Origin of the sequence: Massilia varians (assembly GCF_027923905.1) — a bacterium.
Taxonomy (GTDB): Bacteria; Pseudomonadota; Gammaproteobacteria; order Burkholderiales; family Burkholderiaceae_D; genus Telluria; species Telluria varians_B.
Genome location: NZ_AP026966.1, coordinates 3,191,035 through 3,215,757, shown reverse-complemented (window position 1 = coordinate 3,215,757; position 24,723 = coordinate 3,191,035). Strand labels below are relative to the sequence as shown.

Below are 24,723 nucleotides of genomic sequence, written 5' to 3'. Positions count from 1 at the left end.
CCCTTGTTAATAATTATTTGCTAGTATTAATGATAAAACAGTGGCAGCCCCACCAGAACGACCCAGGAGACAGGCTTGACCCCATTCACGGTGCGCCTCGCCGGCGCGGCGCTAGCCAGCGCATTGTGCGCGCCCACGTCCGCGCATGCGCAGATCGAGGTGCGCATGTGGACGCTGCTGAGCGGCGGGGACGGCGCGCGCATGGCGGCGCTGGTCGAGCGCTTCAACGCCAGCCAGCGCGACGTGCGCGTGACCAGCACCACGCTGAACTGGGGCGAGCCGTTCTACACCAAGCTGATCACCTCGTCGGTGGTGGGGGCCGGGCCGGACATCGCCACCGTGCACCTGTCGCGCATCACCAACCTGGCGGGCGGCGGCGTGCTGCGGCCCATCGCGCCCTCGGCGCTGGCGGCAAGCGGACTCGATCCCGCCGACTTCTATCCGCGCCAATGGCAGAAATCCCAGCATGCCGGCCGGACCTACGCGATCCCGCTCGACCTGCATCCGCTGGTCCTGTACTACAACAAGACACTGGTGGGGAAGGCCGGCCTGCTGGACGCCGGCGGCACCCTCAAGCCGATCCGGGGAATCGACGCGCTCACAGACGCCTTCCGCGCGGTGCGCGAGGCCACCGGCCGGCCAGGGATGACCATGGAGAGCAGCCAGAGCTCCTATGCGATCTGGCGCCTGTGGATCTCGATGCTGGCGCAGCGCAACGCGCCCCTGATCCAGAACGGACGCTTCGCCTACGGCGCGGCCGGCGTCGATTCGCTGGCGCGCGTGGCGCGCTGGTTCCAGCAGGGCTACGCCCAGCCGGGGCTGGATTACGCGGCCTCCACCAGCCAGTTCATGGGCGGCAACGCCGGCTTCATGATCAACGGCGTGTGGGAGGTGCCGGAGATGGTGCGCGCCGCCAAGGGCGGCACTCTCGGCTTCGACTACGGCATCGTGCCGCTGCCGCGCATGTTCGGCAACGACAGCGTCTGGGCCGATTCGCACGCCTTCGCCATGCCCGCCAACGAGGGGCGGCCGCTCTCGCCCGAAAAAGCGCGCGCCGTGATGCGCTTCATTGCGTTCGTGAGCAAGCATTCGCTCGGCTGGGCCGAGGGCGGGCACGTGCCGGCCTACCGGCCGGTGGCGGAATCCCCCGCCGCCCTGGCCCTGATGCCGAACCGGCTGTACGCCGAGGTGCCGCGCCACGTGGTCTACGACCCGGACGCCTGGTACATGGGCGCCGCCGGGCCGCTCGAGGCGATGGCCTCGAAATACCTGCCGGCGGCGCTGTCGTCGCAGCTCACGCCGGCGCAAGCCCTGCGCATGTTCGAAACCGAAGCGGCGCGCATGATCAAGAAACGCGCGCCGCGCTACTAAGGGGGGAAGGCATGGCATTGGTCCGTTCGAGGGGAGCGCGGCGCGGCGATGGCGTGCCGGCGGCGATGCTGCTGGCGCCCTTCGGGCTCGCCTTCCTGCTGTTCTTCTTCCTGCCGGCGCTCGACACGTTCTACATGAGCCTGACGGAGAGCAGCCTGACGCGCACCAATGCCTTCATCGGCGTCGACAACTACGTCACGCTGGTGCAGGACCCGTCGTTCTGGGCCGCGGTCGGCAACACCTTCTATTTCGCGCTGCTGACGGTGATTCCGCTCACCGCGCTCGGCCTCTTGATGGCGCTCCTGGTGAACCGCTTTACCCGGGCCAGCGGCTGGCTGCAGGGCGCTTTCTTCCTGCCGTATGTCCTGCCGATCTCGGTCATGACCCTGATCGCGGACTGGATGCTCCAGCCCTCGTCGGGCGTGGTCAACCACGTGCTGGGCATGCAGCGCGCCTGGCTCGCCGACCTCACCTGGGCCATGCCGATGGTTGCCATCGGCACCATCTGGTGGACCGTGGGCTTCAACATGCTGATGTTCCTGGCCGGCCTGCGCAACATTCCGGCCGAGCTGTACGAGGCGGCCAGCCTGGACGGCGCGCGCGGCTTCACCCTGTTTCGCAGCATTACCTGGCCGGCCTTGCGCCCGGTGGTCTGGATGGCGCTGGTGCTGCAGCTGATCGCCTCGATGAAGATCTTCGGCCAGACCTACATCATGACCACAGGCGGACCGTTCAACACCACGCGGGTGACCCTGCACTACATGTACGAGACCGCCTTCACCCAGAGCGACGCGGGCTACGCGGCGGCGATCGCGGTGGCCTTCGTGGTGATCGTGATCGCGCTGTCGCTGGCCCAGGCGGGCCTGGTGCGCTGGCTGGCGCGGAGGGATGCATGAGCTCTCGTTCGAATCTCGCCTGGACCGTCACCGGCGCCATCGCCGCGCTGCTGCTGGCGGCGATGTGGGTGGCCCCGCTGCTGTGGGCCATGAGCACCGCGCTGCGGCCCGAGCACGAGACGGTGTCCGCGGTATTCCACTGGCTGCCCCGCGACTGGACCCTGGAAGCCTTCACCAAGGTGCTGGCCGCCGGCAACGTCGGGCGCTGGCTGTTCAACAGCGCCCTGGTGGCGCTCCTGGTGACCTTGGTGACCATGGCGCTGTCCTTGATGGCGGCCTATGCGTTTTCCCAGCTGCGCTTCAAGGGCCGCGGCCTGGTGTTCGGCATCACCATGCTGGCCTTCCTGGTGCCCTTCGAGGCGCTGCTGGTGCCGCTGTTCCGGATGATGAACCAGCTGGGCCTGATCAACAGCTACGCCGGGATCGTGCTGCCCCAGGTGGTGGCGCCGGTGGTGATCTACGTGTTCAAGCAGTTCTTCGACGCCATCCCCGCCGATTTCCGCGAAGCGGCCGTGATGGACGGCGCCGGGCCGCTGCGCATCCTGTGGAGCGTCTACCTGCCGGTCTCCGGCAACATCGTGTGGGCGATGGCAATCGTCACCTTCATCGGCGCCTGGAACAACTTCCTGTGGCCCTTCATCATCGTCACCTCGAACGACATGATGACCATCCCGCTGGGCCTGACCCAGACCTACGACGCCTTCGGGGTGCGCTATGCCCAGCTGATGGCGGCGGCCTTGATCGGCGCGCTGCCGGTTGCGCTGGCCTACGTGCTGTTCCAGCGGCGTGTCACCCACGGCTTCCTGGCCGCCACGGGACTAAAAGGATAATAACGGAGAGCTAATGTCATCAGTGCGCCTGCAGGGCATCACCAAACAATACGAGGACAACCCCGTCATCAAGGGCGTCGACCTCGAGATCGCGGACGGCGAGTTCGTGGTGCTGGTCGGCCCTTCGGGCTGCGGCAAGTCGACCCTGCTGCGCATCATCGCCGGACTGGAAGACGTCGGTGACGGCACGGTGGAAATCGGCGGCCGGATCTGCAACGAGGTCGAGCCGTCCAGGCGCGGCATCGCCATGGTGTTCCAGAGCTATGCGCTGTACCCGCACATGACCGTGGCCGAGAACATGGGCTTCGCCCTGAAGCTGGCCGGCGTCCCGCGCGCCGAGATCGCCGAGCGGGTGGGACGCGCTGCCGAGATCCTGCAGATCGGACACCTGCTCGAGCGCCGCCCCAAGGCGCTGTCGGGCGGGCAGCGCCAGCGCGTCGCGATCGGGCGCGCCATCGTGCGCAAACCCGAGGTGTTCCTGTTCGACGAGCCGCTGTCGAACCTGGATGCGGCGCTGCGCGGCCAGACCCGGGTGGAACTGGCGCGCCTGCACCGGGAGCTGGGCGCCACCATGATCTACGTGACCCACGACCAGGTCGAGGCGATGACCCTGGGCCAGAGGATCGTCGTATTCAACGGCGGGCGCATCGAGCAGGCCGGCACGCCCCTGGAGCTGTACGAGCGGCCCGCCAACCGTTTCGTGGCCGGCTTCCTCGGTTCGCCGCGCATGAACTTCCTGCCCGGGATGCTGGCCGGCGAGGAGGGGCCGGCGGTGCACGTGCGCCTGGCCGGCGGCACCCTCGTCGACGTGGCCGCGGACGCCTCCCGCGCCGCGCCCGGCGCGGCCGTGACGCTGGGCATCCGCCCCGAGCACCTGCGCGTCGAAGCGGTGGAGCGGGGCGGCATTCCGGCCACGGTGGCCCTGGTCGAGTACCTGGGCGATTCGACCATCGTCCATGCCCAGGTGGACGGCGTGGCGGAGATGGTCTCGCTCAAGGACCGCCCCGGCGGCGCCCGCCTGGCGCGCGGCGATCGCGTGACGCTCGCCTTCGAGCCGGGCCACGGCCACCTGTTCGATGCCGACGGCGCCGCGCTGCCGCGCGCGCCCTTGCCGGCATGAGCGATCCGGGCCGCACGCGGCGGCCCACCATGACCGACATCGCCAAGCTGGCCGGGGTGTCGCAGTCCACGGTGTCCTTGGTGATCAACCACATGAGCGGCGCCAAGGTGTCGAGCGCGACGCGCAACAAGGTGCTGCGCATCGCGCGCGAGCTGGGCTATCCGGTGCAACGCCCGGGCCACGGCGGCCCGGCAGCGGCCCAGGCCCGCAATCTGGTGGTCTACCTCACCGACGAGCTGTCCACCAGCCCGCATGCGATGACCACCATCGACGGCGCCCGCGACGGCGCCTGGGAGCACGATTGCCTGCTCTCGGTGTACGCCACCCGCAACGATCCCGAGTATGAAGGCGCGCTCCTGGCCCGGGTGCTGGCCGACCCCACGCTGCTGGGGGTGATCTACGCGACCATTTTCACGCGCGCGGTCACCGTCCCCGCGCTGCTGGCGCAGGTGCCGACCGTGCTCCTGAACTGCCACCAGAAGGAGCGGCGCGAGCGCGGCTGCTCCTCGGTGGTGCCGAGCGAGGTGCTGGGCGGCTATGCGGCCACCATGCACCTGATCGAGGCCGGCCACCGGCGCATCGGCTTCATCAATGGCGAAGGCTGGATCGAGGCCGCCGGCGAGCGCCTGAAGGGCTATCGCCAGGCCCTGTCGAGCCGCGACATCCCGTTCGACGCGCAGCTGGTGCGCGAGGGCGACTGGCAGGTGAGCAGCGGCCATGCCCACGCCCGCGCGCTGCTGGCCTTGCCCGATCCGCCCAGCGCGCTGTTCTGCGCCAACGACCTGATGGCCGTCGGCGCCATCGGAGCGGCACGCGAACTGGGCATGGAGGTGCCGGACCAGGTGTCGGTGGTTGGCTACGACGATCAGGATATTGCGCGTTACACCCAGCCGCCGCTCACCACAGTGTTGTTACCAAACTACGAAATGGGCCGCTGGGCGGCAGAAAATTTGATTGCGCAAGTGCACGGAGGCATCTCCCGACCGACCGCCCTCAAGATGGATTGCCCTCTGGTGGAGCGTGATTCGGTGGCTCTGCGCGGCCCGGTTTAAGGCGGTCTCGAGTGCGCCATGGCGGTGCGAAATCGGATAGCTTTTGTCATATTGGTCATAAATTATGACTAATAAGAACGCGAATATCGGCCGGCCCGTCCACCCGGGATGCAGGCACGGCCATCGACCCAGGAGACCTCGATGAGCACCTTGAAAGTTCGGCCGGTCTGCGCGGCCGTCATGCTGCTGTGCGCCCACATCGGCCTCGCCGCCGCCCAGGACACGACACCATCCGCTTCGGAACCCCCACCCGGCCAGGCCAGCGGGCCGGACGCCGACGGCGCGGCGCGCGCAGCAGCGGAGCAGGCCGCGCCGGCGGGCGGCATCGCCACGGTGACGGTGGCCGGCATCCGCAGCAGCATCCGCTCCGCCGAGCAGATCAAGCGCGACAGCGAACAGGTGGTGGACTCGATCAACGCCGACGACATCGGCAAGTTCCCCGACCGCGCCGCCGGCGACGCCCTGCAGCGCATCGCCGGGGTGCAGGTGGGCCGCGACCGCGGCGAGACCAGCAGCGTGATCATTCGCGGCCTGCCGGACGTCGCCACCACCTTCGAGGGCAACGAGATCTTCACCGGCACCGGCCGGCGCCTGTCCTACCAGGACCTGCCGGTCCAGTCGATCGGCGGGCTGGACGTGTACAAGTCGGCCACCGCGAACCAGTTCGAGGGCGGCATCGCCGGCGCCGTCAACGTGCGCCTGCGCGCGCCTTTCGACTTCAAGGGCTATACCCTCAGCGGCTTCCTCGAGGGCCGCCGCCAGTACGTCGAGGGCAGCGAAGCACGCAAGGAGAAGACCAATCCGGGCGGCGGCATCCTGATGAGCAACCGCTGGCAGACCGGCATCGGCGAGATCGGCGTGCTGGTCGACATCGCCTACAACAAGGAAAACTGGGCGATGCCGGTGCAATGGGTGGACCGCCCGGACCGCATCTTTTCGGTCAGCCCGGACGGCACCGCCACGCGCCTGAACGACGACCAGCCGATCGCGCCGCTGCGCCCGGGCGATCGGCTGGGCGAACTGCCCAACATCGGCGGCATCTACAACGCGGGCGACCGCGAGCGCGGCAGCGTCCATGCCGCGCTGCAGTGGAAAGTCAATCCGCGGCTCGAAGCGTCCGCGCAGTACCTGGGCACCGGCTACGGCACCCGGAACGAAGTCGACTACATCCTGAACATCGCCACCTGGACGCCGCGCCTGACCAACGTGGTGCTCGCGCCGCAGGGCGACTACTGCAATACGCCGGTTGGCGTGATCTGCCCGATCCAGGCCGCCAGCGCGCCCGCCGCCCGCTTCGGCGGCCCCTACGACTGGGACCCCTACACCGCCACCAGCACCTGGGGCGTGAAGGAGCATACCGCCACCCACTACCTGAATTTCGCCGCCAAGTACCGCGAAGGCCCGCTGTCGGTGGACAGCAACCTGGCGCTCAGCCGTTCGGACTACGTCAACGACACCGTGATCGTCGACCAGCAGATCCCGGGCGCCAGCTCCTCGGTCTATACCTACGGGCGCGACGGTCACGGCGGCTACAACGCCATTACCACGGCCAGCAGTGGCAATGCCTTGCGCGACCCCAGCCAGTTCGTCCTGCGCGGCATGGTGCAGAACTGGGGCGAGTCGCGCGGCAAGCAGACCCAGTTCCGTACCGACGCCGTGTACCGCCTGGGGGACGGCTTCATCAACGCGTTGACCGGCGGCATCCGCCTGTCCAGCCGCGACGTCAGCTTCCATGGCGGAGAACGCGCCAACGACCTGCCCGGCGCCGTACGGCCGTCGCCGGTGGCCGCCTTCGGCCCATCTTTCCAGAGCCTGGTGTCGGGCCTGGACCGTCTGGGCGGCCCGTGGTACACGCCTTCGCGCGACTTCCTGATCGACCAGGCCGACACCGTGCGCGCCTTTTATGGCCAGCCGGCCGGCCGGGTCGCGGACGACCCGATGCGCCTGTTCGAGCAGCGCGAGCGCACCGCCACCCTGCACCTGGGCGCGCGCTGGAAGGCGCAGCTCGGCACGGTGGGCATGACCGGCAACCTCGGCGGGCGCCTGGTCAAGGTCGACCGCAAGCTGGAAGGCAACCTGCGGGTCGGCGACACGATCACCCCGATCAACGAGGACAGTGACGAAACCAATTTCCTGCCGAACGTGTCGGCCGTGTTGAACTGGACCGACCGCCTGCAGTCGCACCTCAGCGTCGGCAAGACCATCACCCGGCCGGCATTCACCGACCTGAACCCGGCGCTGTCACTGATTCCGCCGACGGTGAACGCGCCCGGCACCGGCTCGGCGGGCAATCCGCGGCTTGCGCCGACCGAGTCGATCAACAGCGACGCCACCCTCGAGTACTACTTCGAGAACAACGGCTTCGCCCAGATCGCACTGTTCCACCGCGATATCGACGGCTACCTGCAGCGGATCGAGGGCAACGAATCGATCAACGGCGTCAACTACCGCGTGCTGCGTCCGCAGAATTCGGGCAAGGGCACGCTCAAGGGCGCCGAATTCGGGATCCAGAAGTTCTTCGACTTCCTGCCGGGCGCCTGGAGCGGCCTGGGCGCGCAGTTCAACTACACCTGGACCGACGGCGAGAACCAGACCCGCAACGCGACCGGCGAGTACCGCACCACGGCGCTGATCGACGTGGCCAAGAGCAGCTACAACTTCACGCTGCTCTACGAGTACGGCGGCTGGACCGGCCGCCTGGCGGCGACCCGGCGCGGCAAGTACGTCGAGCAGATCGCCGAGCCGCGCTTCGGCCAGGACCGCATCGTCAAGGCATCGACCTACGTCGACCTGAGCCTCGGCTACGCGCTCACGCCGAACCTGACGCTGAACTTCGACGCGATCAACCTGACTAAGGAACGTTACGAGAGCTACCTGGGCGACCCGATCCGGCCACGCGACATCCGCTACAACCCGACCACCTATGGCCTGAGCCTGCGCTATCAAATGTAAGAGGGCCCGATGCTGAAGACCTACTGCAACCCGGTCTATCCGGAAATCATGGCAGACCCCTTCGTGCTCAAGCACGAAGGCCGCTACTACGCCTACGGCACCGCCCCCGACGGCCCCGGGGGCGGGCGCTTCCCGGTGCTGGTGTCGAACGACCTGGTCGACTGGCACCGCGCGGGCTTCGCGCTGACGGCGCCCGCCGATCCGGGCAACGACCACTTCTGGGCGCCGGAAGTGGCCCATAGCGAAGGCAAGTTCTGGATGTACTATTCGCGCGGCGACGCCGAGGGCAAACACCAGAAGCTGCGGGTGGCGGTGGCCGACAATCCGGTCGGGCCCTTCGTCGACCAGGGCGTGCTCCTGGTGCCGAACCTGGCGTTCTCGATCGACGCCCACCCGTTTCGCGACCACGACGGCCAGTGGTACCTGTACTACTGCGTCGACTTCCTCGCGCTGGAGGACGACCACCGCATCGGCACCGGCATCGTGGTCGACCGCCTGGTGACCATGGACCGGCTGGCGGGCGCGCCGCGCACGGTGGCGCGCCCGCACGCCGACTGGCACCTGTTCAAGAAGCAGCGCGCGATGTACGACGCGGTCTACGACTGGCACACGGTCGAGGGCGCCTCGGTGCTGGTGCACGGCGGCCGGTACTACTGCTTCTACAGCGGCGGGGCCTGGGAAAAGGAAAACTACGGGCTGAGCTACGTGGTGGCGGACCATCCGCTGGGGCCGTTCACGCGGCCCGGGGGCAGCGACCAGGCCCTCTTGATGCGTTCGCGGCCGGGCCAGGTGATCGGACCGGGCCACAATTCCTTCACCACCTCGCCGGACGGCAGCCAGGACTGGATCGTGTACCACGCCTGGGACCCGGCCATGACGGGGCGGCGCATGTGCATCGACATGCTGGTGTGGGAAGGCGATCGGCCCACCACGGCGGGCCCGAGTTTCACCCGCCAGCCGGCGCCGGCGGGACTGGTGCTCTAGCGCCCTGGTTTATGTCAGGACAGGAGTCAGGACCGGCCTGCCGGCGAAGTGCGCGCGCAGGTTGTCGAAGCACAGCGTGCGCATCGCCTCGCGCGCCTCGACGGTGAAGCTGCCGACGTGCGGGCTCAGCACCGCATTGTCGAGGGCGCGCAGCGCGGCCGGGACGTGCGGCTCGTCCTCGAACACGTCCAGGGCGGCCGCCCCCAGGCGCCCGGCGGCCAGCGCCTCGGCCAGCGCCGCCTCGTCGACCACGCTGCCGCGCGCGATGTTGACCAGGATGCCTTCGGGGCCAAGCGCGTCCAGCACCGCCGCGTCGACCGCGTGCAGGGTCGCGGCGCCGCCCGGCGTGCACACGACCAGGTAGTCGCTGGCGGCCGCCAGTTCGCGCAGCGAGGCGCAGCGCAGCTGCGGTTCCGGCCCGGCGCTGCGCTGGAAATAGCGGATCCCGATGCCGAAAGCGCGCAGGCGGCTGGCCACGGCCTGGCCGATGCGGCCGTAGCCGTAGATGCCCGCCGTCTTGCCGCGCAGGCTGCGCGCCGGCGGCAAGGGGCGCTTGTCGAGCCAGTGGCCGGCGCGCACGTAGCGGTCGAGCAGGGGCAGGCGCCGGGACGCCGCGAGCAGCAGTGTCACGGCGAGGTCGGCCACGTCCTCGGTCAGCACCTCCGGCGTACTGGTGACGACGATGCCGCGCGCGGCCAGCGCCGGCAGGTCGACCGCGTCCAGCCCGACCCCGTGCACGGCGACGATCTCGAGTTGCGGGAAGCGCGCCGCGGTGGCGGCGTCGATGCCATGGATGCCGGTGCTCAAGACGCCGCGCACGCGTGGCGCCCCCTCATCGAAGAAGCGCGCCTGTTCGGCCGCGCTCATGCTTCCCATCACATGGCAGTTGAACTCGGTCTGCAGCGCCGACAAGGCATCGAGCGGCCACACATTTCCATACACCGCGATGTCGGGTTTCATCCTCATCCTGTTCGTGTTTGCGAGCTGCGCATCCTACACGGTTTGCGCTGCCGGCCGCGAGCGCGCCGTCAGCAGGGCCGCGAGGCGCTCGACGTCGACCGGCTTGGCGAGGTGGGCGTCGAAGCCCGCGGCGAGGGCGCGCCGGCGGTCCTCGTCCTGGCTGTAGCCGGTGACGGCGACCAGCAGGGCATCCTCCATCGCGGGCAGCGCGCGCAGGCGCCGGGCCAGTTCGTAACCGTCCATGACCGGCATGCCGATGTCCAGCAGGCAGATCGCCGGGGGACGGACGCCCGCGCGCTCCAGCGCCGCCAGCGGGCCGTATTCGACCAGCACCTCATGGCCGAGCGAGGAGGCGAGCAGGCCGAGCGTATCGGCGGCATCGGTATTGTCGTCGACGACCAGCACCAGGCCGCGGGAAGGCGCCGCGGCGGGAGCGAGCGGCGCGCCGGGAGCCGGGGCGCAAGCGGGAACGGCTTCCAGCATGGGCAGCACCACGGTAAATTCGCTGCCCATGCCCGGTCCCGCGCTGCTGACCGTCAGCACGCCGTCGTGGAGCGTCACCAGTTGCCTGGACAGGGCCAGGCCCACGCCCAGGCCGCCCATGCTCAGGTCGGTCTTGCGGGTTTCCTGGGTGAACAGCTCGAAGGCGTGCTCGATCAGATCGGGCGTCATGCCGATGCCATTGTCGCGCACGCTCAGGCGCGCATGCCCGCCCTCGGTCGACAGGACCAGGTCGAGCCGGCCGCCCTCGGGGGTGTACTTGGCTGCGTTGTTCAGCAGGTTGGCGACCACCTGCACCAGGCGGGTACGGTCGCCCTGCACCATGACAGGCGCCGCCGGGATCGCCTGCGCCAGGCGGTGTTTTTTGGACGCCACCAGCGGCATCACCTGCTCGACCGCTTCCGCCGCCACTTCCTGCAGGCTGATCGGGCGGCGTTCCAGCTTGATCTGGCCGCGGGTGACGCGCGAGACGTCGAGCAGGTCGTCGATCATGTCGGTCATGTGACGCACCTGGCGTCCGATCATGGCGCCGTAGCGCTTCTGCTGGGCGGCGTCGGGCGGCGCCAGCGACAGCAGTTCGGCGGCGACCGAAATCGGCGCCAGCGGGTTGCGCAGTTCGTGCGCGAGGGTGGCGAGGAATTCATCCTTGCGGCGTGCCGCCTGGCGCATGGCGCCTTCGTTGGCCTGCAGCTTGCCGATCAGCGAACGCAGCGCGATGCGCAACATGGCGATCTCACGGTAGCCGCCGCGCACCTCCTCGATGTCCTGCAGCTCGCCGGCCTCGATGCGGCGCGCCGATTCGGCCAGCAGCCGCAGCGGCCCGGCGATGCGCCGCGCCAGCAGCGTGGCGATCAGCGCCGCCAGCAGGGCGATCGCCAGGCCGATGACGATCACCTGGCGCCTGAACTCGGCGATCGGGGCGTAGGCCTGGTCCACTTCCTGGCGCACCAGCACGGTCCAGTCCAGGCCCGGCGCGAAGCTGTGGCCCTGGCTCCTGCTGTAGCCGACCAGGTAGGTCTTGCCGTCGCCAAAGCTGTCGACCGCATGGCCGTTGCGGCCGGCGCCGGCCAGGCTCTTGCCACTTGGGGCCAGCCGGGTGCCGACCAGGTGCCTGGGCCCGATGATGACGTTCATGTCGGGCCCGACCACCAGCGCCTCGAGGCGCCGGCGAATCAGAAGTGGGCGCATGACGGATTGCTCGATGTCGTGCGCCCAGTCGATGCTCAGGTGGGCGCCCAGCACGCCGGCGACCCGGCCGGCCGCATCCCGGTAGGGAAAGGCGATGTCGATGAAGCGCATCGGTTCGCCGCCCGCGGGCTGCAACAGCTTGCTGAGCAGGACCGCCTCGTGCACGTCGGTCAGGTGCTTGCCCTTGAGTGCATTCAGGTACCACGGGCGGGCGCCGACGTTCACCCCCTCCAGCAGGCCGTTGGCGGAGACCAGCACGCGCCCGTCCGTGTCGGTGATGCCGAGCCAGGCATAGTAGGGGTAGGTCTTCTGCATCTCCTCGAGGAAGCGGCGCCTGGCCGGCACGTCGACGGCGCGGCCGGCGAGCCCGGCCTGGGTGGACAGCAAGCGCACTTCGCGATAGCGTTCGAACAGGGTGCGGTCGAGCTTGTCGGTGGTCTGGAGGGCGATTTCGGCGAACTGGTGTCCCAGTTCTTCTTCCGAGCGTTCGGTGGCAAGCCGGTTCAGTACCAGCGCGAGCACCAGCACGATCGCCAGGGCCAGCCCGACGAACAGCAGCATCAGCTGGGTGGAGATCCGGGTCCTGCCTGCGGTCCTGTTCATGGCGGTTCGGTGGCGCTGGCGCGGCGGTGGGGAAGCCGCCATCATACCCTGTTCGCCTTGCCTGATGGAAAACGCCGTGTCCGGCTATTCGTCCGGTTCGCGCTCGCGCATCGCCACGAAGTCGCGTTCGAACATCGCATGCAGCTCCCCGCGCGCGCGCCGCGCCATCGAGGCGTACTGCTCGCGGTCCTTGTAATACGGGTAAACGTCGAGCACGCTCTTGAGGTTATGCTCGCGAAAGCGCATGGCCGCCTGGCGCGCGAAATAGGCGCCAAAGCCGAGTTCCTCCATCACGCGCCGGCCCAGCATCAGCGCGGACTCGAAGGTTTCGCGCTCGATCACGGTTACGCCCAGGTCCATCAGCTCGTAATAATGGGTGACGTTGCGGGCACGGGCCAGGATCGGCAGGTCGGGAAACTCGGCCCGCACGGCGGCGGCCAGCTTCAGGCTGTCCTCGACGCCGTCGACCGACAGCACCAGGGCGCGCGCGTGGTCGGCGCCGGCCGCGTGCAGCAGGTCGATCCGGGTGGCGTCGCCGTAGAAGACCTTGAAACCGAACTGGCGCAGGGTGTCGATCTGGTCGGGGTCGTGGTCGAGCATGGTCAGCGGCACCTGGTTGGCGTTCAGCAGGCGGCCGACGATCTGGCCGAAGCGGCCGAAGCCGGCGATAATCACGTGGCCCTGGTTGGCGTCGATGGCGTCGGGCTCGCGCCGGCGCAGGCGCTGCCAGCGCGGCTCCAGCACGCGGTCGTACAGGATCAGGAGCAGCGGCGTGGCCAGCATCGACAGCGCCACCATCAGCACCAGCACCGACGCCGTCTCGGGCGCGAACACCCGGCTCGTGACCGCCGCGCCGAACACCACGAAGGCGAACTCGCCTCCTTGCGACAGCAGGAAGGCGAACAGCACCCGCTGGCGTCCCGCCATGCCGAAGAAACGCGCCAGCAGCCACAGGACCGCCAGCTTGATCGAGAGGAAAGCGGCCGCCATGAAGACGATGCGCCATGGCTGGGCCAGCAGCACGCCGAAGTCGACCGACATCCCGACCGCGATGAAGAATAGCCCGAGCAGCAGGCCTTTGAAGGGTTCCAGGTCGGCTTCGAGCGCGTGGCGGTATTCGGAATCGGCCAGCAGCACGCCGGCCATGAAGGCGCCCAGGGCCATCGACATGCCGCTCCATGCCATCAGGAGCGAGATCGCAATGACCAGGAACAGGGCAAACGCGGTGAAGATCTCGCGCATGCCGGTGCGGGCGATGAAGCGCAGCAGCGGGCGCACCAGGAAGCGCCCGGCCAGCACCAGGCCGCCGATCACGGCGATGGGCAGCAAGACCCCGCTCCAGCCGGCGCCGGGGTGGGAATCGGGCACGCCCAGCAGCGGCAGCAGGGCAATCATCGGGATCGCGGCGATGTCCTGGAACAGCAGGATCGCGAAGCCGGCCTGGCCCGCCGGGGTCGGAATCAGGTTGCGTTCCTGCATGGTGGTGAGCGCGATCGCGGTCGAGGACAGCGACAGGCCGAGGGCGGCAATCAGGGCGGTCTGCCAAGGGACGCCGGCCGCGAGCGCCGCCAGCAGCAGCAGCGCCGCCACCCCCGCCACCTGGGCCGTGCCCCAGCCGAAGATCGAGCGGCGCAGCGACCACAGGCGGCGCGGCTCGAGCTCGAGGCCGATCACGAACAGCAGCAGCACCACGCCGAACTCGGCAAAATGCAGGATGTCCTCGACTTCACGGATCAGGCCCAGGCCCCAGGGGCCGATGGCGATCCCGGCCAGCAGGTAGCCGAGCACCGCGCCCAGGCCGAGGCGTTTGGCGACGGGCACCGCGACCAGCGCCGCGGCCAGGTAGACCAGCGCATTGAGCAGCATGTCATGTTCCATTCCTGCCTCCCTGGGTGTCGATGTCGAGGGCGGCCAGTCGGGCAAGCCGCACGCGCAGCGCGTCCGCGTGCCCGTCGGCGGCGCTGCCGCCTTGCGCATCGGCTTCGTGGAACACCTGCGGGGCCAGCCATTCCATGCCGCACACGCTGGCGCTCTGCGCGAGCGGGGCCAGGTAGTCTTCCAGCGGCCGTCCGTGCGCGCCGCCGGGCCGGTAATCGAGGGCGCCGCCCGGGCAGGAGACGGCGGCGAAGGCGCGCTTGCCTGCCAGGCGCCGCGGCTGCCGCTCTGCCCAGTCGGGCTTGAACACGCTGTCGAACCATTCCTTGAGCAGGGCCGGCATCGCATACCAGTCGAGATGAAACACGAACACGAGCAGCGGCGCGGCCTTGAGCAGTTCGCGCTCGCGCCGCACGTCGATGTAAAAATCAGGATACAGCTGGTACAGGTCGCGCACCAGTACGCCGGGCAGGCCGGCCACGGCGTCGGCCACCCGGCGGCTGGTGCGCGAGCGGTGCAGGGACGGGTCGGCGAACACGACCAGGGCGCGGAGATCGGTTGTCATGCATGCTTCCTGCAGTGGCGGCGGGGCGATGGAAGGATTGTACATTTCATAACTGAAGGAGTTGTGTCTTGCGTGCGTAATGACAGGACACATTCGTGTTTCATTGTGTGTGCCGGGATATTACAATTGCTGTTCTACAAATGGAGTCGGATCAGCATGGCGCACCCGGAAGTTGCAGTAACCAGGCCCTTCGCCCAGGGCGGAGGCGAACTTGGCAAACTCATCGATGAATTCGACTGGAGCGCCACCAGTCTGGGCCCCATCGGCGGATGGCCGCCGGTGGTGCGCAATACGGTCGACCTGATCCTGCGCTCGCCGGCGCCGATGGTGACCATGTGGGGCCAGGACGGCGTCATGATCTACAACGACGGCTACGCCCGCATCGCCGCCGAGCGCCATCCGCAGCAGCTGGGCGTGCCGGTGCGCGAGAGCTGGCCCGACGAAGCGGCTTTCAACGACAACGTGATGCGGGTCTGCATGGCCGGGGGCACGCTGTCCTACCGCGACGCCGAACTGCGCCTGTGCCGCCACGGCGAACCCGAGCAGGTCTGGCTCAGCCTCGACTACTCGCCGATCGTCGCCGCCGACGGCAGCATTGCCGGCGTGCTGGCACTGGTGGTGGAAACCACCGACAAGGTGCGCGCCGAGCGCTACCAGGCCGGCGAGCAGGAGCGCCTGCGCGCCATGTTCGCCCAGGCGCCGGGCTTCATGGCCATGCTCACCGGCCCCGAACACCGCTACGAACTGGTCAACGAGGCCTACCTCGGGCTGGTGGAGCGCGCCGACATCATCGGCCGCAGCGTGCGCGAGGTGCTGCCGGAAGTGGCCGCGCAGGGCTTTCTGGGGCTGCTCGACCAGGTGTATGCCGCCGGCCGCCCGCATACCGGCGCCGCCACCGAGATCTGGCTCACCGGCGCCGACGGCGAGAACCGCCAGCATTACCTGGACTTCGTGTTCCAGCCGGTGCGTGACGACGCCGGCGCCGTCATCGGGATTTTCGTGCAGGGCAACGACGTGACCGAGCGCGTGCGCGCGGAAGGGGCGATGCGCGAGAGCGAGGCGCGCTTCCGCACCTTTGCCCAGGCCATGCCGGCCCAGGTCTGGGCCGCCGACGCGAAAGGGCAGCTGAACTGGTTCAACGAGAAGATCTTCGCCTACAGCGGCTATCGACACGAGGATCTGCTTGCTGACGGCTGGGGACGCATGATCCACCCGGGCGACCTGCATGCGCTGCGCACCCGCTGGACCGAATCGGTCGCCACCGGCGTGCTGTTCGAGGCCGAGGCGCGGCTGCGCCGGGCCGACGGCAGCTACCGCTGGCACCTGAACCGCGCGCTGCCGCTGCGCGGCGCCGACGGACTGGTGACGGGCTGGGTCGGCACCAACACCGATATCGAGGAACAGAAGAACACGGCGCAGCGCTACGCCGCCCTGAACGACGACCTGCAGGGCCAGGTGGCCCTGCGCACGGCCGAACGCGACCGCATGTGGCGGCTCTCCAAGGACATCCTGCTGGTGTGCGCCTTCGACGGCCGGGTGGAGGCGGTCAGCCCGGCCTTCGGCGCGCTGCTGGGCTGGCAGGAGACCGACATCATCGGCAAGAACTTCCTCGACCTGGTGCATCCCGAGGACCGCACCGCGACGGTGGCCCAGATGGCGGCGCTGGGCCGCGGCTCCTACGTCAACAAGTTCGAGAACCGCTACCGGCGCAAGGATGGCAACTGGTGCCTGCTGTCCTGGACCGCGGCCCCGGACGAGCGCTACGTGCATGCGATCGGGCGCGACATCACGGCCGACCGCGAGCAGCTGGAAACCATGCGCCGCACCGAGCTGGCGCTGCAGCAGGCACAGAAAATGGAAACCATCGGCAAGCTGACCGGGGGCGTGGCGCACGACTTCAACAACCTGCTGCAGATCATCTCGGGCAACCTGCAGCTGCTGCAGATGGCCGAGCAGGCGCGCGGCGCGGCAAAGCCCGACTGCGCGCGCTGGATCGAGAGCGCGCGTTCGGCGGTGGACAAGGGCGCCAAGCTGGCCAGCTACCTGCTGGCCTTCGGGCGCCGCCAGCCGCTCGAGCCCAAGGTCATCAAGATCAGCCGCCTGGTGGCGAACATGGAAGACCTGCTGCGCCGCTCGCTGGGCGAAGAGATCGAGATCGAGATGGTGATCTCGGGCGGCCTGTGGAATACGGCGGTGGACGTGGCCCAGGTCGAGAACGCGCTGCTGAACCTGGCCATCAATGCGCGCGATGCGATGAGCGGATCGATGCTCGGGCGCGGCCGCATGACGATCGAAGCCACCAACGCCGTGCTCGACGACCTGTACTGCCGCACCCATGGCGACGTGATTCCGGGCCAGTACGTGATGCTGGCCGTGAGCGATACCGGCTGCGGCATGCCGCCGGAAGTGGTCAGCCGCGCCTTCGAGCCCTTCTATTCGACCAAGGAAGAAGGCAAGGGCACGGGACTGGGCCTGTCGATGGTCTACGGTTTCGTGAAGCAGTCGGGCGGCCACGTGAAGATCTACAGCGAGGTCGGGCAGGGCACCACCGTCAAGCTTTACCTGCCGCGTTCGACCGCGGCCGAGGAGCCGCTCGGCCCGGTCGAGTCGCAGCAGGCGGTGGGCGGCACCGAAACCATCCTGGTGGCCGAGGACGACGAGGCGGTGCGCGCCACCGTGGTCGAGATGCTGTCCGGCCTGGGCTACCGGGTGCTGAAGGCGCCCGACGCCGCCAGTGCGCTGGCGGTGATCGACAGCGGCGTGCCGATCGATCTGCTGTTCACCGACGTGGTCATGCCGGGCCACCTGCGCAGTCCCGACCTGGCGCGGATGGCGCGCGAGCGCCTGCCGAACCTGGCGGTGCTGTTCACCTCCGGCTATACCGAAAACGCCATCGTCCATGGCGGGCGCCTCGACCCGGGCGTGGAATTGCTGGGCAAGCCCTACACCCGGGAGCGCCTGGCGCGGCGGATCCGCCAGGTGCTGGCCGGCCAGAAGCGGGGGACGGCGCAAGTGCCGGCGCCAGTGGACTCCACGCCGCAGCAGTCGGGCGGCCTGTCGATCGTGCTGGTCGAGGACGAAGACAACATCCGCGCCAATACCGCGGCCCTGCTGGAACACCTCGGCCACCGGGTCCGGACCGCGCCCGATGCCGAGACGGCGCTGCCCTTGATCAGCGCCGGGACCGACATCCTGATCACCGACGTGCAGCTGCCGGGGATGTGGGGCGATGCCCTTGCGGCCCAGGCACGCTGCAATGCGCCGGGCGTGCGCATCGTGTTCGCCACCGGCCATGGCGAAGTGGCGAACTGGCCGGATGCCGCGGTCCTGCGCAAGCCCTACGATCTGCAGAGCCTGGTGCAGGTGCTGGGCGGGCAGGGCGTCGCTGCCTGAAGGCAGGTCAGGGTCCTACAGCGCGCGTCGGCGCGGGCCTATCCGTGCGCGGCTCCGGCGCGGCTATCATGGGATGCCTATTTCATGACAAGGAGACCAGCATGTCGATGCAGAGCGAAGGCAAGGACGCCAAAGGACGCAACTACGACCAGGTGACCCGCGACGGCAGCAGCAGCGCCGGCAGCATGGGCACCGGCGGCACCGGCGACATCGGCGCCATGGGCAGTCAACACCAGGACGGCCAGCAGTCGGCCAGCCGCTCCGACGACCTGCTCGCCGGCGACACCACCCACCAGGAGGCCGACCAGGCCTTCAGCGGCGGCAGCCAGGGCGGGCAGATCCAGACCGGGATGGAAGGAATCGGCAAGGGCAGCGCCGGCAACCGACAGTCGGGTCAGCAATCGGGGCAGCAGTCCGGCCAGCAGGCGGGCCGACAGGGGAACGTGCCCAGCGGCCAGACCGATGCGGACCAGTACGACCAGGGGACTGCGCCGCGCGAGCGCTGAGCGGCGCTTCAGGCGCCGGCCTGCGCCTCCGTACGGCGGAGGCGGTACAACACGTGCTGCGAGAGCGGATGTTCCGCCGGCAAGGCCGGGTGCGCAAACGCGCCCCGGACGTCTTCGCGCATGCCGAGCTTTTCCATCAGCGCACGCGAGCGCAGGTTGGCCGGGACGGTGAAGGAGACGATTTCCTCGAGCCCCAGTTGGGTGAAGCCGAAGCGCAGGCAGGCGCGCGCCGCTTCGCTGGCAATCCCCTGGCCCCAGTGCCTGGCCGCAAGGCGCCAGCCGATGTCGGTGCAGGGAGCGAAAGGCAGGCCTGCGTCATGCTTCTTCAGGCCGACGAAGCCGGCCAGCTCACCGGTCGCGGCGACCGTCACGGCAAAATAGCAGGCCCCGCTGCGCGCGTACAGTTCCTGTTGGGAGGCAATGAAGGCTTGCGCCTGCGCCATCGTGAGCGGGCCGGGCAGGAATTCCGTCACGCGCGGGTCCTGGTTCAGTTCCCAGAAGGCACGGGCATCGCCCGCCTCCCAGGTGCGCAGCCGCAGGCGTGGAGTCTGGATGAGGTTCATGGCGGGCATGCTAGCTTGCCAGTGTCATGCGCGCCGCGACCACGTCCTCGATGAACGTTGCCGTGACATCCGGCTGCGTTACCAGGAGCATGTGCCCGCCGTCGACCAGTTCCAGCCGCGCGCCGGCGACCTTGTCCACCAGCGCCTGGCCGTTGGCGCGCCAGTCGAGCAGGCGGTCGCCGCGGCCGAACAGCACCGCGACCGGCATGCCCAGTTCGCCGTAGCGGCCTTCGATGACCCGCATGTGGGGGGCCAGGGCCTGCACGTCGGCCGAGCCGGCCAGGAATGCCTGCGGGCGCAGGCCGAGCAGGCCGCCGCCGCGCGTCGCGAAGTCAGCGGGCACGCTCTCCGGACCGAATACGTCGCGCAAGATCGCCTTGCTGCCCAGGATTCCGAGCGGCACCGCCAGGGTCGCCGCGAACAGCCGGCGCAGCCAGGCCGTTTCGATCGTCATCGAGCGGAACACCGGCGGCACGGCATCGGGCGCGTGGCTGAGGGGCGCCAGCAGCGCCAGGGCGCCCACTCGATGCGGATGTTCCAGCGCCAGCGTCAGCGCGGTGGCGCCGCCCAGCGAATGGCCGACCACGGTCGGCCGTTCCAGCCCCAGTTTGTCGATCAGCGCGGCGATGGCGCGCGCCTGGGCGGCCAGGTCCGCAGGAACGCCGTCCGGGCGCGTCGAGTAGCCGGAACCCGGCCGGTCCAGCGCCACCACGCGGTAGCGGCTTGAGAGCGCGCGTACGGCGCCATAGTTGAAATGCGCCATCTGGCCGCCAAGGCCGTGGATCATCAGGATCGCCGGGCCGCTGCCCTCGTCGCGCACGTGCAGGCGCACGCCGTCCACCTCGACAAAGCTGCCGGCGGGCGGCAGGAAGGCTTCGATGCGGCGCGCCGTGCGGCGGCTGAACGCCCCCAAGAGGAGCAGCAGCAGCGCGACGCCGCCAAGCACAGCCAGCAGGGCGTGCAACTTCATCGTGGACTCGCTTTCTTCAGGGCTTGCCAGTAATGGACGGGACTCAGGCGCTCGAGCAGGGCGAGCAGCCGCGCGTCGGCGCCGACCAGAATGCGCGCCTTGCGGCCCTCGATGCCGCGCACGATGAGCTCGCCGGCCCGCTCGGACGGCATGCGCAGCAGGCGCTGCGCGCCGGCGCGGCCACGCGCGACTTCCTGCTCGGAGGCGCCGCGCGGCGCGCGGGCGTTGTGCGCAATCGCGGTCGCCACGCCGCCGGGATGGACCACGCTGACCGCCACCGTGCTGCCCTCGAGTTCGTGGCGCAGCGCGTGGCTGAAACCGCGCACCGCGAACTTGCTGGCCGCGTAGGCGCTCTGGCCCGGCGGCGCGACGATGCCGTAGATGCTGGACAGGTTGAAGATGCGGGCCTCGTCGCTCTGCCTCAGGTGGGGCAGGAAGGCGCGCGTCATCCGGACCACGGCGTTGAAATTGACCTCCATGAGCCAGTCGAAATCCTCTTCGGCGAGCTGCTCGAAGCTGCCGCCGAGGGCGACGCCGGCATTGTTTACCAGGAGGTCGACGCGGCCATGCAGGTCCAGTACCGCGGCCGGCAGCAGGCGCACGGCGCCGCGGTCGGCAACGTCGAGCCGGTGGCTGGAGGCGCGCACTCCGAGCGCGCGGGCTTCCATGGCGGCAGCATCCGCGGCGGCGCCGTCGATGTCGGCCAGGGCCAGGTGGCAGCCGCGCCGCGCCAGCGCGAAGGCGGTGGCGCGCCCGATGCCGCCGCCGGCGCCGGTGACGACGGCCACGCGGTTGGCGAGCTTCATGGCATGCCTCCCGGCCGCCCGAAGCGCAGCACGCCGTCGTCGATGCGGCCGAAGCGGATGGTCAGGAGGTCGCGCAGGTAGTTCTGGTGAACCCGCCAGGGCTTGCGCGCGCCCTGCCTGGGCAGCAGGTGGCGGGCCCGCTCGACGTAGCCGGAATTGAAGTCGAGGAAGGGCGCTTCCGCGACGGCCGGGTCGCGCTGCGCCACCGCGATGGCCTGGCCGCGCGCGTCCATGTGGCGCAGCAGGCGGCAGACCCAGGCGGCGGTCAGGTCGGCCTTCAGGGTCCAGGACGCATTGGTGTAGCCGAAGGCCAGCGCGCAGTTCGGTACGCCGCTGAGCATCACGCCCTTGTAGGACATGGCGCGGCTGGGGTCGAGCGTGCGCCCGTCCACCACCAGGGTGGCGCCGCCGAACAGCTTCAGGCTGAGGCCCGTGGCCATCACCACCAGGTCGGCCGCCAGCTCGCGCCCGGACCGCAGCAGGATGCCGGTCCTGGTGAAGCGGACGATGTGATCGGTGACGACCGAGGCGCGCCCGGCGCGGATCGCCTCGAACAGGTCGCCGTCCGGGACCACGCAGATGCGCTGGTCCCAGGGTTTGTAGCGGGGCGTGAAGTGGGCCGCCGCGGCCTGCGGCGAACCGAGCTGCCGGCCGGCCATCTCGACGATCTTGCGCTTGACCAGTTCCGGCTTGCGGCGCGCCAGCCAGTACAGGAACATGCTTTCGCTGATCACCCGCCAGCGCGTCAGCGCATAGGCCAGATCGCGCGGGAGCAAAGCCTGCATGCGCTGCGCGAAGCGGTAGCGCGACGGCCGGGCCACCACGTAGGTTGGGGAACGCTGCAGCATGGTCACGTGGGCGGCGCGCCCGGCCATGGCCGGCACCAGCGTGACGGCGGTGGCGCCGCTGCCGATCACCACCACCTGCTTGCCGCCGTAGTCGAGGTCCTCGGGCCAGAACTGCGGCTGCACGATCCGCCCGGCGAACTCCTCTTCGCCCTCGAAGCGCGGGCGGTAGGCGTCGTCGTAGCTGTAGTAGCCGCTGCACAGGTAGAGGAAACGGGCCCGCAGGATGCGGGTGCCGCCATCCTTCAGGCGCGCCTGTACGGTCCACAGCGCGTCCTGCGAGCACCAGCTCGCGCCGATCACCTTGTGGCCGTAGCGGATGTGCGGCTCGATGCCGTGCTCGCGCGCGGTGCCGCGCACGTAGTCGAGGATGGCGGCGCCGTCGGCGATCGCCTTGGCATCCAGCCAGGGACGGAAGGCATAGCCGAGCGTGTACATGTCGGAATCGGAACGGACGCCGGGATAGCGGAACAGGTCCCAGGTGCCGCCGATGGCGTCGCGTGCCTCGAGGATGGCGTAGCGCTTGCCGGGGCAGCCCTGCTGCAAGGCGCTGGCGGCGCCGATGCCGGACAGTCCGGCGCCGACGATGAGCACGTCCAGCGGGGCTTCCTGCGCGGCGTCTGCCGCAGGAGAAGTTGACGCGGGTGGATGCATGGTGTCTCGGGATCTTTTCTTATCTTGACACTGTACATTGTCAGAAACTCGGTGGCAAGTTTGGAAAGAAGTTTCTGTGTAGAATGTAGTCATGAAAGCAGAGCTCACCACCAGCCGTTCCTACCGCGGGCTGTCCCAGGAAGAGCGGCGCGCCGACCGCCGCGCGCGCCTGATTGCCGCGGCCATTGCCGTGTATGGAGAGCGCGGCTACCACCAGGCCACCGTGAAGGCGGTCTGCGAGTCGGCCGGCCTTACCGAACGCTACTTCTACGAATCCTTCCCGAACAGCGAGGCGCTCCTGATCGCCTCTTTCAACGCCGTCACCTATGCCGTGCTGGGGGAGATCACGCGCGCGGCGAAGGACGCCGGACGCGGGCGCATCGCGCGCTCGCGCGCCATGCTGCATGCCTATTTCGCCGCCCTGCAGCGCGAGCCGCGCTCGGCGCGCGTGTTCCTGCTGGAGATCCGCGGCGTCAGCCGCGCGGTCGACCTGGCCTTCGATGGCGCGCTGCGCGCGATCGGGCACGAGGTGGCCCGGATCGTGGCCGCGCCGGGCGCGCCGGACGACGAGCTGCTGCAGGCCGGGGTGGTCGGCGGCGTGATCCACATCGCGCTGCGCTGGATCGACGACGGCTATGCGCCGGCGATCGACAGCGTGGTCGATACCGCGCTGCGGCTCGGCACCGTGCTGTCGGCGCCGCAGCGCAGGACGCGCCGGGCTGCCACCTAGTTCTCCCGAAAAAAAAAGGTTCATCACGGATTAGCGGGAAGCAATCCTAAAAACAAGAAAGCGGTGAAGAAGAGCTAGACTTGTTGTGCGATCAACAAAACCTGCTTTTCCCACCGCTTTCATGACGAATCATAATCTCGCCCTCCCGTTCTGGGAAGGGTTCATTGCATCGAAACTGGAGCGCCGGGCTGGCGCGGTATGGATCGATCTACGCCGGGACCCGGCAGCGCCGATGGTATGTGGCGGCTGTCACCATCACTGCCATCAGGTACATGAAGCAGGCGTGCGCATCGTCCGCGACATGCCGATGTTCGGCTTACCTGTGTGGCTGCGTGTACCTTTGAGGCGCCTGCGCTGCGGTCAATGCGGTACTCGTACGGAGCGCGTGGCCTGGTTGGATCGCCATGCCCGGGTGACTCGTTCCCTGGCCGAGTTTGTAGGCTTGTGGTGCGAGAAGCTGCCCGTTGCCCACGTATGCAAACTGGTGCAGCTGCACTGGGAAACGGTGCGCAATATCGAGCGTGCCAAGCTGGAACGTGAACTGGCCGCTTTGCCTGCAGCACAACCAACTCGGCTCGTCATGGACGAGTTTGCACTGTTCAAGGGGCATCGTTACGCCACTGTCGTGCTCGATGCAGACAGCAGGCAGGTCTTGTGGGTTGGCGAAGGCCGCAGCCGCGAAGCCATCCGCCCATTCTTTGAATGGCTCGGCCCTGAACGCTGCGCCAACATCGAGGCCGTCGCGATGGACATGAACACTGCGTTCGACCTGGAAGTTCGTCAGCAATGTCCGAAGGCGCGTGTGGTCTACGACCTGTTCCACGTTATCGCCAAGTACGGCCGAGAGGTGATCGACCGGGTACGCGTCGACGAGGCGAACCGCTTGCGAGACGACCGGCCCCAGCGCAAAGTCGTCAAGCGTTCTCGTTGGCTGTTGCTGCGCAACCGGGAAAACGTCCCGCCGGCCCAGCAGGCCAATCTGGACGAGCTGCTCGCTGCCAACCAGGCCTTGATGACGGTGTACGTGATGAAGACGGCACTCAAGGAACTATGGCAGACATCTGGTGGGTGGCAGTGGCTCCTCGCCTGGCGCAGCTGGCTCAAGATGGCGCGCGATAGCGGCATCGAGCCGTTAAGAAAGTTCGCTGCGAAACTCAAGCCTTACTGGCGAGGCATCGCAGCACGGCTGCGCTGGCCGATGCATACCGGCCAGCTCGAAGGCATCAACAACCGTATCAAAGTGATGAAGCGAATGGCTTACGGCTACCGGGACAGCGACTTCTTCTTTCTGAAGATCAAAGCCGCGTTTCCCGGAAATCCGTGAAGAACCAAAAAAAAGCCCGGCAGTGCCGGGCTTTG

General features: G+C 68.8%; 19 protein-coding genes. 11 read left to right on the top strand and 8 right to left on the bottom strand.

Annotated elements, in window-relative coordinates; all coding sequences use genetic code 11:
- Positions 1–75 precede the first annotated feature (75 nt).
- The 7 genes from MasN3_RS14515 (at position 76) to MasN3_RS14485 (ending at position 9,205) form a co-directional block, all read left to right on the top strand.
- Positions 76–1,371: an extracellular solute-binding protein gene (locus MasN3_RS14515; RefSeq protein ID WP_281908033.1), complete on the top strand. Its 1,296-nt coding sequence runs from the start codon at positions 76–78 to the stop codon at positions 1,369–1,371.
- A gap of 11 nt (positions 1,372–1,382) precedes the next feature.
- Positions 1,383–2,267, top strand: coding sequence for a carbohydrate ABC transporter permease (locus MasN3_RS14510; protein WP_281908031.1), 885 nt, complete (start codon positions 1,383–1,385; stop codon positions 2,265–2,267).
- On the top strand, positions 2,264–3,097 hold the full coding sequence (locus tag MasN3_RS14505; RefSeq protein ID WP_281908029.1) for a carbohydrate ABC transporter permease: 834 nt from the start codon (positions 2,264–2,266) through the stop codon (positions 3,095–3,097). The genes MasN3_RS14510 and MasN3_RS14505 overlap by 4 nt, the downstream gene beginning before the upstream one ends.
- Before the next feature lie 13 nt (positions 3,098–3,110).
- Positions 3,111–4,217 (top strand): ABC transporter ATP-binding protein, encoded by a 1,107-nt coding sequence (locus MasN3_RS14500; protein WP_281908028.1) that lies wholly within the window; start codon positions 3,111–3,113, stop codon positions 4,215–4,217.
- A 29-nt stretch (positions 4,218–4,246) separates the two neighbouring features.
- Complete coding sequence (locus MasN3_RS14495) at positions 4,247–5,269, top strand: LacI family DNA-binding transcriptional regulator (RefSeq protein ID WP_281908026.1); 1,023 nt, start codon at positions 4,247–4,249, stop codon at positions 5,267–5,269.
- 141 nt (positions 5,270–5,410) lie between these two features.
- Positions 5,411–8,221, top strand: coding sequence for a TonB-dependent receptor (locus tag MasN3_RS14490; RefSeq protein WP_281908023.1), 2,811 nt, complete (start codon positions 5,411–5,413; stop codon positions 8,219–8,221).
- Between the two features lie 9 nt (positions 8,222–8,230).
- A complete protein-coding gene (locus MasN3_RS14485) occupies positions 8,231–9,205 on the top strand; it encodes a glycoside hydrolase family 43 protein (RefSeq protein WP_281908022.1) in 975 nt (324 codons plus the stop codon).
- 9 nt (positions 9,206–9,214) lie between these two features.
- Here the strand turns inward: MasN3_RS14485 and MasN3_RS14480 are convergent, their stop codons facing one another.
- The 4 genes from MasN3_RS14480 to MasN3_RS14465 all read right to left on the bottom strand — a co-directional run bounded on the left by MasN3_RS14480 (position 9,215) and on the right by MasN3_RS14465 (position 14,897).
- Positions 9,215–10,165 carry a 2-hydroxyacid dehydrogenase gene (locus MasN3_RS14480; protein WP_281908021.1) on the bottom strand — a complete coding sequence of 317 codons (951 nt, stop codon included), beginning with the start codon at positions 10,163–10,165 and terminating at the stop codon, positions 9,215–9,217.
- A gap of 33 nt (positions 10,166–10,198) precedes the next feature.
- A complete protein-coding gene (locus MasN3_RS14475; RefSeq protein WP_281908020.1) occupies positions 10,199–12,457 on the bottom strand; it encodes a hybrid sensor histidine kinase/response regulator in 2,259 nt (752 codons plus the stop codon).
- Positions 12,458–12,541: 84 nt separating this feature from the next.
- Positions 12,542–14,335 (bottom strand): glutathione-regulated potassium-efflux system protein KefC, encoded by a 1,794-nt coding sequence (kefC, locus tag MasN3_RS14470; RefSeq protein WP_281908018.1) that lies wholly within the window; start codon positions 14,333–14,335, stop codon positions 12,542–12,544.
- Positions 14,325–14,897: an NAD(P)H-dependent oxidoreductase gene (locus MasN3_RS14465; RefSeq protein ID WP_281908017.1), complete on the bottom strand. Its 573-nt coding sequence runs from the start codon at positions 14,895–14,897 to the stop codon at positions 14,325–14,327. Before MasN3_RS14465 ends, kefC begins: the two co-directional genes overlap by 11 nt.
- A 156-nt stretch (positions 14,898–15,053) precedes the next feature.
- On the opposite strand from MasN3_RS14465, the gene MasN3_RS14460 reads away from it, so the two are divergent.
- Positions 15,054–18,290, top strand: coding sequence for a hybrid sensor histidine kinase/response regulator (locus MasN3_RS14460; RefSeq protein ID WP_281908016.1), 3,237 nt, complete (start codon positions 15,054–15,056; stop codon positions 18,288–18,290).
- 101 nt (positions 18,291–18,391) lie between these two features.
- Positions 18,392–18,796: a hypothetical protein gene (locus tag MasN3_RS14455; RefSeq protein WP_281908014.1), complete on the top strand. Its 405-nt coding sequence runs from the start codon at positions 18,392–18,394 to the stop codon at positions 18,794–18,796.
- A gap of 8 nt (positions 18,797–18,804) precedes the next feature.
- Here the strand turns inward: MasN3_RS14455 and MasN3_RS14450 are convergent, their stop codons facing one another.
- Genes MasN3_RS14450 through MasN3_RS14435 form a run of 4 tightly spaced genes read right to left on the bottom strand, consistent with a single transcriptional unit; the run spans position 18,805 to position 22,634 of the window.
- A complete protein-coding gene (locus MasN3_RS14450; protein WP_281908012.1) occupies positions 18,805–19,359 on the bottom strand; it encodes a GNAT family N-acetyltransferase in 555 nt (184 codons plus the stop codon).
- Positions 19,360–19,369: 10 nt separating this feature from the next.
- On the bottom strand, positions 19,370–20,329 hold the full coding sequence (locus MasN3_RS14445; protein WP_281908010.1) for an alpha/beta fold hydrolase: 960 nt from the start codon (positions 20,327–20,329) through the stop codon (positions 19,370–19,372).
- Positions 20,326–21,135 (bottom strand): SDR family NAD(P)-dependent oxidoreductase, encoded by an 810-nt coding sequence (locus tag MasN3_RS14440; RefSeq protein WP_281908009.1) that lies wholly within the window; start codon positions 21,133–21,135, stop codon positions 20,326–20,328. Before MasN3_RS14440 ends, MasN3_RS14445 begins: the two co-directional genes overlap by 4 nt.
- Complete coding sequence (locus MasN3_RS14435; RefSeq protein WP_281908007.1) at positions 21,132–22,634, bottom strand: flavin-containing monooxygenase; 1,503 nt, start codon at positions 22,632–22,634, stop codon at positions 21,132–21,134. Before MasN3_RS14435 ends, MasN3_RS14440 begins: the two co-directional genes overlap by 4 nt.
- A gap of 91 nt (positions 22,635–22,725) precedes the next feature.
- On the opposite strand from MasN3_RS14435, the gene MasN3_RS14430 reads away from it, so the two are divergent.
- Both MasN3_RS14430 and MasN3_RS14425 read left to right on the top strand, forming a co-directional pair.
- On the top strand, positions 22,726–23,364 hold the full coding sequence (locus MasN3_RS14430; protein WP_281908006.1) for a TetR/AcrR family transcriptional regulator: 639 nt from the start codon (positions 22,726–22,728) through the stop codon (positions 23,362–23,364).
- A gap of 121 nt (positions 23,365–23,485) precedes the next feature.
- Positions 23,486–24,688 carry an ISL3 family transposase gene (locus tag MasN3_RS14425; RefSeq protein WP_281908004.1) on the top strand — a complete coding sequence of 401 codons (1,203 nt, stop codon included), beginning with the start codon at positions 23,486–23,488 and terminating at the stop codon, positions 24,686–24,688.
- Positions 24,689–24,723 lie beyond the last annotated feature (35 nt).

Coding starts and splice junctions, on each gene's coding strand:
- MasN3_RS14475 (WP_281908020.1), bottom strand. CDS start 12,457: ATGAACAGGACCGCAGGCAGGACCCGGATCTCCACCCAGCTGATGCTG.
- MasN3_RS14460 (WP_281908016.1), top strand. CDS start 15,054: ATGGCGCACCCGGAAGTTGCAGTAACCAGGCCCTTCGCCCAGGGCGGA.
- MasN3_RS14450 (WP_281908012.1), bottom strand. CDS start 19,359: ATGAACCTCATCCAGACTCCACGCCTGCGGCTGCGCACCTGGGAGGCG.
- MasN3_RS14480 (WP_281908021.1), bottom strand. CDS start 10,165: ATGAAACCCGACATCGCGGTGTATGGAAATGTGTGGCCGCTCGATGCC.
- kefC (WP_281908018.1), bottom strand. CDS start 14,335: ATGGAACATGACATGCTGCTCAATGCGCTGGTCTACCTGGCCGCGGCG.
- MasN3_RS14505 (WP_281908029.1), top strand. CDS start 2,264: ATGAGCTCTCGTTCGAATCTCGCCTGGACCGTCACCGGCGCCATCGCC.
- MasN3_RS14445 (WP_281908010.1), bottom strand. CDS start 20,329: ATGAAGTTGCACGCCCTGCTGGCTGTGCTTGGCGGCGTCGCGCTGCTG.
- MasN3_RS14455 (WP_281908014.1), top strand. CDS start 18,392: ATGTCGATGCAGAGCGAAGGCAAGGACGCCAAAGGACGCAACTACGAC.
- MasN3_RS14430 (WP_281908006.1), top strand. CDS start 22,726: ATGAAAGCAGAGCTCACCACCAGCCGTTCCTACCGCGGGCTGTCCCAG.
- MasN3_RS14510 (WP_281908031.1), top strand. CDS start 1,383: ATGGCATTGGTCCGTTCGAGGGGAGCGCGGCGCGGCGATGGCGTGCCG.
- MasN3_RS14500 (WP_281908028.1), top strand. CDS start 3,111: ATGTCATCAGTGCGCCTGCAGGGCATCACCAAACAATACGAGGACAAC.
- MasN3_RS14425 (WP_281908004.1), top strand. CDS start 23,486: ATGACGAATCATAATCTCGCCCTCCCGTTCTGGGAAGGGTTCATTGCA.
- MasN3_RS14490 (WP_281908023.1), top strand. CDS start 5,411: ATGAGCACCTTGAAAGTTCGGCCGGTCTGCGCGGCCGTCATGCTGCTG.
- MasN3_RS14495 (WP_281908026.1), top strand. CDS start 4,247: ATGACCGACATCGCCAAGCTGGCCGGGGTGTCGCAGTCCACGGTGTCC.
- MasN3_RS14440 (WP_281908009.1), bottom strand. CDS start 21,135: ATGAAGCTCGCCAACCGCGTGGCCGTCGTCACCGGCGCCGGCGGCGGC.
- MasN3_RS14485 (WP_281908022.1), top strand. CDS start 8,231: ATGCTGAAGACCTACTGCAACCCGGTCTATCCGGAAATCATGGCAGAC.
- MasN3_RS14465 (WP_281908017.1), bottom strand. CDS start 14,897: ATGACAACCGATCTCCGCGCCCTGGTCGTGTTCGCCGACCCGTCCCTG.
- MasN3_RS14435 (WP_281908007.1), bottom strand. CDS start 22,634: ATGCATCCACCCGCGTCAACTTCTCCTGCGGCAGACGCCGCGCAGGAA.